The 13,099-nt window shown below is 71.6% G+C and carries 9 protein-coding genes; 6 read left to right on the top strand and 3 right to left on the bottom strand.

Annotated elements, in window-relative coordinates:
* The first annotated feature begins 11 nt into the window (after positions 1–11).
* From ACWEJX_RS07110 to ACWEJX_RS07085, 6 genes are all read left to right on the top strand, one after another.
* A complete protein-coding gene (locus ACWEJX_RS07110) occupies positions 12–776 on the top strand; it encodes an IclR family transcriptional regulator (protein ID WP_451606513.1) in 765 nt (254 codons plus the stop codon).
* A 293-nt stretch (positions 777–1,069) separates the two neighbouring features.
* Positions 1,070–1,855 carry an MIP/aquaporin family protein gene (locus tag ACWEJX_RS07105; protein ID WP_451606512.1) on the top strand — a complete coding sequence of 262 codons (786 nt, stop codon included), beginning with the start codon at positions 1,070–1,072 and terminating at the stop codon, positions 1,853–1,855.
* 35 nt (positions 1,856–1,890) lie between these two features.
* Entirely contained in the window at positions 1,891–3,420 is a 1,530-nt protein-coding gene (gene glpK, locus ACWEJX_RS07100) for a glycerol kinase GlpK (protein ID WP_451606511.1), read from the top strand.
* Positions 3,421–3,436: 16 nt separating this feature from the next.
* Positions 3,437–5,044 (top strand): FAD-dependent oxidoreductase, encoded by a 1,608-nt coding sequence (locus tag ACWEJX_RS07095; protein WP_451606510.1) that lies wholly within the window; start codon positions 3,437–3,439, stop codon positions 5,042–5,044.
* Between the two features lie 116 nt (positions 5,045–5,160).
* Entirely contained in the window at positions 5,161–6,225 is a 1,065-nt protein-coding gene (locus ACWEJX_RS07090; protein ID WP_451606509.1) for an LLM class flavin-dependent oxidoreductase, read from the top strand.
* A 155-nt stretch (positions 6,226–6,380) separates the two neighbouring features.
* Positions 6,381–7,451, top strand: a complete 1,071-nt coding sequence (locus tag ACWEJX_RS07085; protein ID WP_451606508.1) for a PAC2 family protein — start codon at positions 6,381–6,383, stop codon at positions 7,449–7,451.
* A 57-nt stretch (positions 7,452–7,508) separates the two neighbouring features.
* Here ACWEJX_RS07085 and ACWEJX_RS07080 read toward each other — a convergent pair whose 3' ends face one another.
* The 3 genes from ACWEJX_RS07080 to mshC all read right to left on the bottom strand — a co-directional run bounded on the left by ACWEJX_RS07080 (position 7,509) and on the right by mshC (position 12,995).
* On the bottom strand, positions 7,509–8,477 hold the full coding sequence (locus tag ACWEJX_RS07080) for an SMP-30/gluconolactonase/LRE family protein (RefSeq protein WP_451606507.1): 969 nt from the start codon (positions 8,475–8,477) through the stop codon (positions 7,509–7,511).
* 93 nt (positions 8,478–8,570) lie between these two features.
* Complete coding sequence (locus ACWEJX_RS07075) at positions 8,571–11,636, bottom strand: NPCBM/NEW2 domain-containing protein (protein WP_451606506.1); 3,066 nt, start codon at positions 11,634–11,636, stop codon at positions 8,571–8,573.
* 129 nt (positions 11,637–11,765) lie between these two features.
* A complete protein-coding gene (gene mshC / locus ACWEJX_RS07070) occupies positions 11,766–12,995 on the bottom strand; it encodes a cysteine--1-D-myo-inosityl 2-amino-2-deoxy-alpha-D-glucopyranoside ligase (protein WP_451606505.1) in 1,230 nt (409 codons plus the stop codon).
* Positions 12,996–13,099: the final 104 nt, after the last annotated feature.

Here is a 13,099-nt window from a genome sequence, read left to right as displayed (position 1 = left end):
AGGGCCGGGCGATGGCGAAGAACATCCAGTCGCTTGAACGGGCGGCGGCGATGCTGCGACTGCTCGCGGGCGGCGAGCGCCGGCTCGGCCTGTCCGACGTCGCCTCCTCGCTCGGCCTCGCCAAGGGCACCGCGCACGGCATCCTGCGCACCCTGCAGGCCGAGGGCTTCGTGGAGCAGGACCCGGCCTCCGGCCGCTACCAGCTGGGCGCGGAGCTGCTGCGGCTCGGCAACAGCTATCTGGACGTGCACGAGCTGCGGGCCCGGGCCCTGGTGTGGACGGACGACCTGGCCCGCTCCAGCGGCGAGAGCGTCCACCTGGGCGTGCTGCACCAGCAGGGCGTACTGATCGTCCACCACGTCTTCCGGCCCGACGACAGCCGTCAGGTCCTGGAGGTGGGGGCCATGCAGCCGCTGCACTCCACGGCGCTCGGCAAGGTGCTCTCGGCGTACGACCCGGTGGCGCACAGCGAGGCGGTGGAGGCCGAGCGGGACTCCTTCACGCCCCGTACGGTCACCGACCTCACGGACTTCGAGGCGCTGCTGGACACGACCCGTGCGCGGGGGTGGGCCGCCGACGTGGAGGAGACCTGGGAGGGCGTGGCCTCGGTGGCCGCACCCATCCACGACCGGCGCCGGATGCCGGTGGGCGCGGTGGCCATCACGGGCGCGGTGGAGCGGGTCTGCGCCGGGGGCGAGCTGCGCTCGGAGCTGGTGGCCGCGGTACGGGACTGCGCCCGCGCCGTCTCCCGGGACCTGGGGGCCGGCCGCTTCTGAGGCGTCGCCCGTCCTTGACGTCCGAGACCCCGGGTCGCCGCCCGACCGAACACATCCGAACCCGCCGGTAACGATCGCGTTATCGGCGGGTTTTTCGCGCTCAGCACCCTTGACGCGCTGTTAACCGTGGCGCAAAACTTCCGTTCATCGGTCGGCATTGTCGAACAGCTACCGGCAATACGCGCTAAGGTGTGACAGTGCCAAGGGCCGCCAACGCCCTCACACGAGGGCGCGGACCACCGGAGGGAACCCGTGGTTCGCCTTCCCCTGGACGAAGGACAAAGGAGTCGCGGGTGTCCAGCTCCGACATCTTCATCGGCGAGACCATCGGTACCGCCGTACTCATCCTGCTCGGCGGCGGTGTCTGCGCCGCCGTGACGCTCAAGAGCTCGAAGGCCCGCGGCGCGGGCTGGCTCGCGATCGCTTTCGGGTGGGGCTTCGCCGTCATGACGGCGGTCTACATGACCGCTTCCCTTTCCGGCGCCCATCTGAACCCCGCCGTCACCATCGCGATAGCGATCAAGGACGGCGACTGGAGCAACGTTCCGGTCTACCTCGCCGGCCAGCTGCTCGGCGCCATGATCGGCGCGGTGCTGGTCTGGGTCACGTACTACGGCCAGTTCCGGGCCCACCTCACGGACGAGTCGATCATCTCGACGCCGCACGAGGAGGGCATGGTCGACCAGCAGGCCGCCCCGAACGCCGGTCCCGTGCTCGGCGTCTTCTCGACCGGCCCGGAGATCCGTAACACCTGGCAGAACCTGGCCACCGAGATCATCGGCACCGTCGTGCTCGTCCTCGCCGTGCTCACCCAGGGCCTCAACGACAGCGGCAAGGGCCTCGGCGTCCTCGGCGCCCTGATCACCGCGTTCGTCGTGGTCTCCATCGGCCTCTCGCTCGGCGGCCCGACCGGCTACGCCATCAACCCGGCCCGTGACCTCGGTCCGCGCATCGTGCACGCCCTGCTCCCGCTGCCGAACAAGGGCGGCTCCGACTGGAGCTACGCCTGGGTCCCGGTCGTCGGCCCGCTGGTCGGCGGCGCCATCGCCGCGGGTATCTACAACATCGCGTTCGCCTGAGCCGTCCTTCTTCCAGACCTCCCTTGGAGCACACCGTGACCGACGCCCACACCACCGGCCCGTTCATCGCCGCCATCGACCAGGGCACCACCTCCTCCCGCTGCATCGTCTTCGACAAGGACGGCCGGATCGTCTCCGTCGACCAGAAGGAGCACGAGCAGATCTTCCCGAAGCCGGGCTGGGTCGAGCACGACCCGATCGAGATCTGGACCAACGTCCAGGAGGTCGTCGCCGGCGCCCTCACCAAGGGCGGGATCACCGCGGCCGACGTGAAGGCCATCGGCATCACCAACCAGCGCGAGACCACGCTGCTGTGGGACAAGAACACCGGCGAGCCGGTCCACAACGCGCTCGTCTGGCAGGACACCCGCACCGACGCCCTGTGCAAGGAGCTCGGCCGCAACGTCGGGCAGGACCGCTTCCGCCGCGAGACCGGTCTGCCGCTCGCCTCGTACTTCTCCGGCCCGAAGGTCCGCTGGCTGCTCGACAACGTCGAGGGCCTGCGCGAGCGCGCCGAGCGCGGCGACATCCTCTTCGGCACCATGGACTCCTGGGTCATCTGGAACCTCACGGGCGGCGTCGACGGCGGCCACCACGTCACCGACGTCACCAACGCCTCCCGCACCATGCTGATGAACCTCCACACCATGGCCTGGGACGAGAAGATCCTGCAGTCCATGGACATCCCGGCCGCCGTGCTGCCGGAGATCCGCTCCTCCGCCGAGGTGTACGGCACGGTCAAGGGCGGCCTCCTGGACGGCGTCCCGGTCGCCTCCGCGCTCGGCGACCAGCAGGCCGCCCTGTTCGGCCAGACCTGCTTCGCCGAGGGCGAGGCCAAGTCCACGTACGGCACCGGAACGTTCATGCTGATGAACACCGGCGACAAGATCATCAACTCCTACAGCGGCCTGCTGACCACCGTCGGCTACCGGATCGGCGACCAGAAGCCGGTCTACGCCCTGGAGGGCTCGATCGCCGTCACCGGCTCGCTCGTCCAGTGGATGCGCGACCAGATGGGCCTCATCAAGTCCGCCGCCGAGATCGAGACCCTGGCCTCCTCCGTCGAGGACAACGGCGGCACCTACTTCGTGCCGGCCTTCTCCGGCCTCTTCGCCCCGTACTGGCGCTCCGACGCCCGCGGTGTGATCGCCGGCCTCACCCGGTACGTCACCAAGGCGCACATCGCCCGTGCCGTCCTGGAGGCCACCGCCTGGCAGACCCGCGAGATCACCGACGCCATGACCAAGGACTCCGGCGTCGAGCTGACCGCGCTCAAGGTCGACGGCGGCATGACCTCCAACAACCTGCTGATGCAGACCCTCTCCGACTTCCTGGACGCCCCCGTCGTGCGCCCGATGGTCGCCGAGACCACCTGCCTCGGCGCGGCCTACGCCGCCGGCCTCGCCGTCGGCTTCTGGCCCGACACCGACGCGCTGCGCGCCAACTGGCGCCGGGCCGCCGAGTGGACCCCTCGCATGGACGCCGACAAGCGCGACAGCGAGTACAAGAACTGGCTCAAGGCCGTGGAGCGCTCCATGGGCTGGCTCGACGAAGAAGAGAACTGACGAGGAGTAACGCGCGATGACCACCCTGCAGAGCCTCCCCTCCCTGGGGATGCACCCGGCCGCCGGTTCCCTTCCGACCCGCGCCGAGACCAGAGAGCAGCTTTCCAAGGCGACGTACGACCTCCTGGTGATCGGCGGCGGCATCCTGGGCATCTCCACCGCCTGGCACGCCGCGCAGTCCGGGCTGCGGGTGGCCCTGGTGGACGCCGGCGACTTCGCCGGCGCCACCTCCTCCGCCTCCTCCAAGCTGCTCCACGGCGGTCTGCGCTACCTGCAGACCGGCGCGGTCAAGCTCGTCGCCGAGAACCACTTCGAGCGGCGCGCGGTCTCCCGCCAGGTGGCCCCCCACCTGTCCAACCCGCTCACCTTCTACCTGCCCGTCTACAAGGGCGGCCCGCACGGCGCGGCCAAGCTCGGCGCCGGCGTCTTCGCCTACAGCGCCCTGTCCGCCTTCGGCGACGGCGTCGGCCACCTGCTGAGCCCCGCCAAGGCCGCCCAGGACGTGCCGGAGCTGCGCACGGACAACCTGAAGGCCGTCGCCGTCTACGGCGACGACCAGATGAACGACTCCCGCATGGCCCTGATGACGGTCCGCGCCGCGGTCGACGCCGGCGCGGTCGTCCTCAACCACGCCGAGGTCACCGGCCTGCGCTTCACCCGGGGCCGGGTCACCGGCGCCGAGCTGCGCGACCGGATGTCCGGCGAGGAGTTCGGCGTCGACGCCCGCCTGGTGCTCAACGCCACCGGCCCGTGGGTGGACCACCTGCGCAAGATGGAGGACCCCAACGCGGCCCCCTCCATCCGCCTCTCCAAGGGCGCGCACCTGGTCCTCAAGCGCACCTCCCCGTGGAAGGCGGCGCTCGCCACCCCGATCGACAAGTACCGGATCACCTTCGCCCTCCCCTGGGAGGACATGCTCCTGCTCGGCACCACCGACGAGGAGTACGAGGGCGACCCGGGCGAGGTCGCGGTCAACGACAAGGACATCGCCCAGATCCTGGACGAGGCCGCGTTCTCCATCCGCGACCAGCAGCTCGACCGCTCCCTGATCACCTACGCCTTCGCCGGCCTGCGGGTGCTGCCGGGCGGTCCGGGCGACACCTCGAAGGCCAAGCGCGAGACGGTCGTCACCGAGGGCCGCGGCGGCATGCTGTCGGTGGCCGGCGGCAAGTGGACCACCTTCCGCCACATCGGCCGCACCATCATGAAGAAGCTGGAGTCGCTGCCGGGCCACCCGCTCGGCGACGACCACGAGCCGGTCGCCACGCTGCCGAAGCGGCTGCCGCTGCCGGGCATCGCCAACCCCAACGCGGTCGTCCACCGGCTCCTCGTCGACGGCCCGGCGCCCGGCCCGCGCATGGCCGCCGACACCGCCAAGCACCTGGCGACCCACTACGGCTCGCTCTCCTTCGACATCGCCCGGATGGCGAACGAGAACCCCGAGCTCGCCGAGCGCATCCACCCGGACGCGCCGGAGATCTGGGCCCAGGTAGCCTACGCCCGCGACCACGAGTGGGCCGAGACCGCGGACGACGTGCTGCGCCGCCGCACCACGCTGACCATCCGCGGCCTGGCCACGGACGAGATCCGCGGCAAGGTCGAGGACATGCTGCGCGGCAACTAGTCACCCCCCACAGGTGGTAAGGGGCGGTCTCCCATGGAGACCGCCCCTTACGCGTGCCGGGGCGCGCGCCATGCGCCCGCCACATCAACGCAACACTCCGCGCGCAGAGTTGAAGCATGAAGTTTCAGGTGCTCTCCCTCATCGGCCATGCCCCGCACCCGCTCACCGGCGAACTGCCCGCCGCCGCCGACCGCCTCGAGGAGGTCCTGGCGGTCGGCGAGGCCGCCGAGCGGCTCGGCTACGACGCGTACTCCGTCGGCGAGCGGCACGCCGGCCCCTTCCTCTCGTCCAGCCCCTCGGTGGTGCTCGGCGCGCTGGCCGCCCGCACCTCCCGCATCCGGCTCCTCACCGGCGTCACCGTCGTCGCGATCCTCGACCCCGTGCGGGTCGCCGAGGACTACGCCACGCTCGGCCTGCTCTCCCGCGGCCGGCTCGAACTCGTCGTCGGCAAGGGCGCGGAGGCCGGCCACTTCGACCTGTTCGGCCTGGACGAGGCGCGCCAGTGGGACCTGCAGAAGGAGAAGTACGAGCTCCTGCGCCGGCTGTGGACGGAGGAAGGCGTCGACTGGGAGGGCGAGTTCCGGCCCGCCCTGAAGAACGTGACCACGGTCCCCCGCCCGTACGAAGGCCGCCCGCCGCGCGTCTGGCACGGCTCGGCGACCAGCCTCAACTCCCCCGAACTCGCCGCCCGGCACGGCGACCCGCTGTTCACCGCCAACGCCATCCAGCCCCGCGAGGCGTACGCGAGGCTGATCGCCCACTACCGCGAGAAGTTCGAGGAGTACGGGCACGATCCGCGCGAGGCGCGTGTGGCGGCGGGCTCCGGCGGGCTGCTCATCGCCGACACCGCCGAGCAGGCCGTCAGCCGCTACAAGGACCTCTACGAGGCGAAGGTGCGCCAGACCTTCCGCCCCCACCTGGAGGGGAAGGCCGGCTACAACACCCCGTTCCGCACCATCGAGGACGCCATCGCGGGCGGACCGCAGCTCATCGGCTCCCCGCAGCAGATCATCGACAAGATCCTCGGCTACCACGAGGTGTACGGACACGACCTGCAGTCCATCACCGTCGACGCCTTCGGGCAGTCCACCGCCGAGCAGATCGAGACCCTGGAGCGGTTCGCCGAGGAGATCGCCCCGGTCGTACGGAAGGAGGCGCCCAGCACGCTCTGGGAGGAGTGAACGAGGAGGGACGCGCGTACGCGTGCCGACGGGAGTTCCTGGGTAGTCGATCACAACCGAACCGGCCTTCGGGCGCGTCCGAGGGCTGCGGACGGGCCGCCCGAAAGGCATAAGGTTGGTCCGTACGACAGGAACTTCGACGAAGGAGGCGCTGGGTGATCGAGCTCGAGGGGGTTCCCGAGCTGATCGACCCGGTCATGGTGGCCGCGTTCGAGGGCTGGAACGACGCCGGCGACGCCGCCTCCGCCGCGGTCGCCCACCTGGACCGGGAGTGGAAGGGCGAGGTGTTCGCGGCGCTCGACGCCGAGGACTACTACGACTTCCAGGTCAACCGGCCCACGGTGTGGATGGACGGCGGCGTCCGGAAGATCACCTGGCCCACGACCCGGCTCTCCGTGGTGCGGATCGGCGGCGACAAGCCCCGGGACCTGGTCCTGGTGCGCGGGATCGAGCCGTCGATGCGCTGGCGTTCGTTCTGCAACGAGCTCCTGGGCTTCGCGCACGAGCTGGGCGTGGAGATGGTGGTGATCCTGGGCGCGCTGCTCGGTGACACCCCGCACACCCGTCCGGTGCCGGTCAGCGGCGTCACCTCCGACCCCGACCTGGCCCGCACGATGGACCTGGAGGAGACCCGCTACGAGGGCCCGACGGGCATCGTCGGCATCCTCCAGGAGGCCTGCACGCACGCCGGGGTGCCCGCGGTGAGCCTGTGGGCGGCGGTGCCGCACTACGTGTCGCAGCCGCCCAACCCGAAGGCGACGCTGGCCCTCCTCAACCGCCTGGAGGACCTGATCGACCTGCGCATCCCGCTGGGCGAGCTGCCCGAGGACGCGCGGGCCTGGCAGGTGGGCGTCGACCAGCTGGCCGCCGAGGACAGCGAGGTCGCCGAGTACGTGCAGACGCTGGAGGAGGCGCGGGACACGGCGGAGCTCCCGGAGGCGTCCGGCGAGGCCATCGCCCGCGAGTTCGAGCGCTATCTGCGGCGCCGCGAGCCGGGCCAGAGCGGCCCGGGGCACGCGACGGAGAGCGGTGACGCCTCGTACCTCCGGGACAGCGCGGGCGAGCGGACCCGCCCGCCGAAGCCGCAGCAGCCGGGGCCGGAGGCGGTGCCGGGCGCGGAGCCGGAGCCTCCGGAGGAGGAGCGGCCGGGGGCGGAGCGGCCCGACGCCGAGGACGGCTCGGGGGACGGCGACGAGGGCGGCTCCACGGACGGCTCCGAGGAGTGACCGGTACGGGAGGGGTGGCGCGGCCGCCCCTCCCGTACGGCTTTCACAGCTTTGCCGTCACACCTGGTCGATCGCGACCACGTCGAACTCGGTCGTCGGCGTGGGCTCCACGTCGAAGCGGGCGTTCGGCAGATAGATCCGGTCGCCCCAGGCCGCCGCAGTGGTGGGGATGCGGAAGCGCGGGTCGGTGATCCGGGCGACGGCCGTGCCGCGGGTGCCGGCGGCGTTCAGCCGGACCACGTCGACCTGGTTGTTCACCTGCTGGACGATGTACAGGGTGCGGCCGAGGAGCAGCAGCCCGTCACCGTTGGGGATCTTCAGTCCGCCGAGGTCGACGGCGGTCGCGGCGCCCGTGGCCGGGTCGACCCGCATCAACGTGCCGCCGTCGGCGACGGTGTTGACGACGAGCAGGGCACGGCCGTCGGGGGTGCGGGCGATGCCGTTGGCGGTGAAGTCGGGGCCCTGGGTCCAGTCGCCGCCGAGCGGTACGGTCTCGGGGGCGCCGACCGGCTCGCCGGCGCGGTCGAGGGCGAGGCGGTAGAGCTGCGGCTGGTAGGAGTCCGTGAACCAGGCGGCACCGGGGGTCAGGACGACGTCGTTGACCATGGTGGTCTCCGCGCCGAGCCCGGTGAAGTGGCGCAGCAGCGCGCCGGTGCGGACGTCGACGACCCGGATCTCCCGGCTGTAGCCGCCGGAGAGGAAGAGTCGCCGTTCGGCGGTGTCGATCTTGAGGCCGACGGTCATGTGCCCGTCGCCCAGCCCCTCGTGGATGATCCGGCCCTCCCCGGTGGCCAGCGAGGCCCGGTAGACGGCGCCGTTGGCGAGCGAGCCGAAGTAGGCGTACGGGCTGTGCCCGATGGCGATGCCCTCGGGCGCGAAGCCCTTCGGCAGCGGGAAGCCGGCGGGCCACGGCCGACCGGAGTCGGCGGCGTGCGCCGGGCCCGCGGCGAGCGGGCCGGTGAGAGCCGCCGCGCCGAGGGCGGCGGCGGCTCCCAGAAAACCTCTGCGTGCGAACGAACGTGACACGAGCGCCCTTTCGTACAACTGGTCGATTGGCACTCACAGCTCATCACAACACACGCCGCTCGCAAGCCAATTAGCCGAATACGGCCGTTGGCATCAGGCGCAGGTGAACCGGGCGGCCGCCCAGTCCCCGTGGTCCCCGCTCTTCGAGCCGTTGGTGTCGTTGACCTTCAGATGGACATGGCGCGCGCCGGTCACGTCGACGTTCACCGGGACGGTGGCGGAGGCGCCGGTGACCCGGGGCGAGGTCCACAGCACCTTGCCGTCCGCCTCGACGGAGAAGGCCACCTCGCCGTAGCCGTTGATCTCGTCGTCGATGCCGACGTCGGCGGTGAGGGCGGTGCAGCGGCCGCCGAGGTAGACCTCGATGTCGGAGTCGGCGTGGGCGCCGATGCCCTTGGCGTAGGTCTGCCCGGCGAGGGTGAGGGTGTGGCCGTCGGTGGCGCCCGACTCGCCGTTGGAGCGGTCGCGTTCGGGCGGCCCCCAGCCGTTCGTGGACTTCAGCCAGACCAGGTCGCTCGCCCAGGCCGGGGCGGTCGGCGGCTGCGGCATCACGCCGACGGCGAACCGCTGGAGGGCGGTGCGGTCGACTCCGGCGGCCCGGTGCCGGACGCTCGCGGTGAGCACGGTCTCGCCGGGGACGGCGTCCTTGGCCGGCGTCACGGAGAGCTCGACGCGGCGGGTGGCCCCGGCCGGGACGCGGTCGATCGGGGCGGCGGGGGCGACCTGCCAGCCGGCCGGGGCGGCCAGCGCGACCTGGACGTCGGTGGCGTCCCGGGTGCCGGCGGTGACGTCGACGGCGACGGTGCCGGGCACGCCCGCGCCCAGCTCCTGGCCGGTCGGCGCGGTGACGGTGGCGGCGGCCCCGGGGACGGCGCCGCCGACGGCGCTGGTGTCGTCGAGTTCGAGGGTGAAACCGCGGTCGGTGCGCTGCGTGCCCGTCTTCACCTGGACGACTCCGCCGCGGTCGTCGCGGTCGTACCACCAGCCCTGCTCGGCGGCGTCGAAGGCGGCCTTCGAGTCGAGCCGGGGCAGCGTCCGGTCGCCCAGCCACACCGTGCTCGGGCTGTCGCCGGTGTGCACGGTGAAGCGGTACGGGCGGGCGGCCGACTTGCCGGTGTAGGTGCCGGTGCTCGGGCCGATCCGCACGCTGACGTCACCGGCGCCGCGCTGCGGCGCGCTCACCTCGGCGAGCTGGGTGGCGTAGCCGCCGGTGCGGTGGGCGCGGGTGACGCCGTCGTCCTCGTACAGCTCGAAGGAGGACCGGCCCTGCGGGTAGACGTCCCAGGCGATCGGGTCGCCGGCCTTGCGCTCGGTGTACGAGCGGATGCCGCCCGGCCACATCGGGACGGCGGCCCCGGCCCGTACGAACAGGGGCAGGGTGTCGAGCGGGGCGCTGTAGTGGTCGAGGGTGACGGGGCCTTCGTACGTGCGGCCGTTCGCGTAGTCGATCCAGGTGCCCTTGGGCAGGTAGATGCCGTCGCGCTCGACCGCGTCCTTGTAGACGGGCGCGACCAGGAAGTCCTCGCCGCTGAGGAACTCGTACTTGGCGGCGTCCGAGGCGGCGACCGGGTCGTCCGGGTATTCGAGGGCGAGCGGCCTGGCGAGGCCGACGCCGGTCTCGGTGGCCTGGTGGGCGTGGGAGTAGATGTACGGGAGCAGGGCCTCGTGCAGCTTGAGCGAGGCGCGGTTGATCGAGGTGTAGGGCTCGCCGTAGCGGAAGGGCTGCTTGTCCATGGCGGCCCAGCCGTCCATGGTCATGGTGACCGGCAGGAACATCTTCCACTGCAGGTCACGGGTGTACGTCTTGGGGCTGCCGCCGAAGATGCCGTCGACGTCGCCGGTGGTGTAGGCGAGGCCGGACATGGCGGCACCGGCGTAGGTGGGGATCTGCCAGCGGATGTACTCCCAGCTGCCGGACTGGTCGCCGGACCACTGGACGCCGCAGGCTTGCGCGCCGGACCAGCTCTCGGGGGCCCAGGTGAAGCCGCGGGCGTCGGAGTTGGCCTCGATGCCCGCGTAGGCGTCCTTGCAGCCGTCGAGGGCGAACTTGTAGCCGGAGCCGACCCAGGCGACGTCGAGCTTGGCGACCCGCTGGCCGGCCTTCACCTGGTCGGCGAGCTTGTCGATGCCGTCCTCGGTCCACAGCCCGAGCTGGGCGCCGTTGGCCTGCAGGCCCTGGGCGGTCTGGGCGAGGTTCTCGTAGCCGCAGCCGTAGCCGTCGTTGACGAGCATCCAGCCGTTGGGCATGTCGTTCCGGACGTAACCGTCGGAGACCTTGAGGGCGTCGAGGGTGTGGCGTTCGCCGCGGTTGGCGTTGTGCAGGTAGCAGTCGGAGTCGCCGATCTCCAGGCCGTAGACGGGCGGCATGAACGGCTTGCCGGTGAGCTTGGTGTACTGGCCGATGACGTCCTTGACGGCGTCCTGGCCGCTGCCGGCGAAGTAGTAGGCGTCGAAGCGCTGTTCGCGGGCGGTGGTGGTGACGGGCTCGCCGAAGACGTAGGTGTTGGGGGCGTAGGTGTTGCGGTAGACGCCGTAGCCGGCGGAGGAGAGGTAGAACGGGACGGAGTTGGGGTGGCCGCCGTCGTTCCAGTTGTAGTCGACGCCGACCTCGACGGTCTTGCCGCGGTGGGAGGTGTTGCCGCGGCCGTTCTGCATGCCGGCGCCGTAGAACTGTTCGTCGGCGCCGCGGGCCAGGGTCTGGGTGGTGCGGTCCTGGTTCCAGGTGAGGCCCTGGGTCTCGGTCCACAGGGGCGTGCCGTCGGCGCGGAGCGCGGCGAAGCGCAGCGGCGACTTGTAGGCGCGCAGGGTGACCCGGTCGGTGCTCAGCTCGTAGCGGTCGCCGAGGTCGGCCCAGTGGGTGGCGGGCGGCGGGCCCTGCGGCAGGACGATGTCCTGGCCGGTGGGGTCGGTGAACCTGCCGTCGGGGGCGAGTTCGATGCGGAAGGTCTCGTCGGAGACGAAGCTGACCCGGGCCTCGGAGTGACCGGCGGTCAGCCGGTAGACGCCGCGGGCGGCTCCGTCGGCGGCGAAGCCGGTGACCTCGCCCACGGTGGTGTCGGCGGGTGCGGCGGAGGCGGTGCTTCCGGGTCCCGCGAAGACCGCGAGGAGTCCGAGCACGGCTCCGCCGAGGACAGCTCTCATGCGCATTGATGATTGCATGGAGCGTTCTTAGCGCAGATTCGAGCATCGAGCCAGAGGCAAAACGGAACCGCCCTCGGACTTCGGCGGAAGTCCAAGGGCGGCTGCACGTATGGGAGTTGTAGGCCCCGCAGGGGCCCGGAGGGTGCGCTACAGGGCGACGCCGAGGAGGGCGTCGACCGCGCGCGAGACGAGGCCGGGGGCGGACTCGTCGGTGCCGCCCTCGGCGGCCTGGAGCGCGGCCCAGCGGTCGACCGCGGCGAGCGCGGCCGGCGCGTCCAGGTCGTCGGCGAGCGCCTCGCGGAGCTCCTCGACGAGCGCGTCGGCGGACGGGCCGTCGGGTCGCGAGACGGCCGCGCGCCAGGCGCCCAGGCGCTCGACGGCGTCCTGGAGGACCTGGTCGGTCCACTCCCAGTCGGCCCGGTAGTGGTGCGAGAGCAGGGCGAGCCGGATGGCGGCCGGGTCGACGCCTTCCCGGCGCAGCGCGGAGACGAAGACCAGGTTGCCCTTGGACTTGGACATCTTCTCGCCGTGCAGGGCGACCATGCCGGCGTGCACGTACGCCTTGGCCATGGGGAACTCGCCGGTCAGGGCCTGCGCGTGCGAGGCACCCATCTCGTGGTGCGGGAAGATCAGGTCGGAGCCGCCGCCCTGCACGTCGAAGCCCATGCCGAGGTGGTCGAGGGCGATGGCGACGCACTCGATGTGCCAGCCGGGGCGGCCTGCGCCGAGGCTGCCGCCGTCCCAGCTGGGCTCGCCCTCGCGGGCGGCCATCCACAGCATCGGGTCGAGCGGGTTCTTCTTGCCCGGACGGTCCGGGTCGCCGCCGCGCTCGGCGGACAGGTGGCGCATCAGCTCCGTGTCGTAGTTCGAGACCTCGCCGAAGTGCGGGTCGGACTCGACGGAGAAGTAGATGTCGCCGTCGAGCTCGTAGGCGGCGCCGGAGTCCCGCAGCTTCTCGACCAGCGGCACGATGCCCGGTATCGCCTCGACCGCGCCGATGTAGTGCTGCGGCGGCAGCATGCGCAGGGCGGTCATGTCCTCGCGGAAGAGGGCGGTCTCGCGCTCGGCGAGGCCGACCCAGTCGATGCCGTCGCGCTGCGCGCGCTCCAGGAGCGGGTCGTCCACGTCGGTGACGTTCTGGACGTACTGAACCTGCCGCTTGGTGTCGAGCCACACGCGCTGCACGAGGTCGAACGCGTTGTAGGTCGCCGCGTGACCCATGTGGGTCGCGTCGTACGGCGTGATGCCGCAGACGTAGAGACGGGCGACGGGGCCGGGGGCGAGGGTCACTCGTCCGCCGGTCGACGTGTCGTGAATCCGGAGGTCGCGGCCCTTGCCGGGCAGGGCGGGGACCTCAGAAGCGGGCCAGGCATGCATGTCCTGAGCGTAACCGGACAGGTGTTCCGGATACGAACCGCATACGGGATCTTGACCGATTACGCGGTCTTGCAGCCACGGCCGGATCGTGCATACCCCCAGGG

The sequence above is a fragment of the Streptomyces sp. NPDC004788 genome (genome assembly GCF_053601115.1).
This window is presented reverse-complemented; position numbering and strand designations above follow the sequence as displayed.

Excerpts from the sequence above, each read along its gene's own strand:
- ACWEJX_RS07110 (WP_451606513.1), top strand. The coding sequence starts at position 12 with ATGGCGAAGAACATCCAGTCGCTTGAACGGGCGGCGGCGATGCTGCGA.
- ACWEJX_RS07095 (WP_451606510.1), top strand. The coding sequence starts at position 3,437 with ATGACCACCCTGCAGAGCCTCCCCTCCCTGGGGATGCACCCGGCCGCC.
- ACWEJX_RS07090 (WP_451606509.1), top strand. The coding sequence starts at position 5,161 with ATGAAGTTTCAGGTGCTCTCCCTCATCGGCCATGCCCCGCACCCGCTC.
- ACWEJX_RS07075 (WP_451606506.1), bottom strand. The coding sequence starts at position 11,636 with ATGCAATCATCAATGCGCATGAGAGCTGTCCTCGGCGGAGCCGTGCTC.
- mshC (WP_451606505.1), bottom strand. The coding sequence starts at position 12,995 with ATGCATGCCTGGCCCGCTTCTGAGGTCCCCGCCCTGCCCGGCAAGGGC.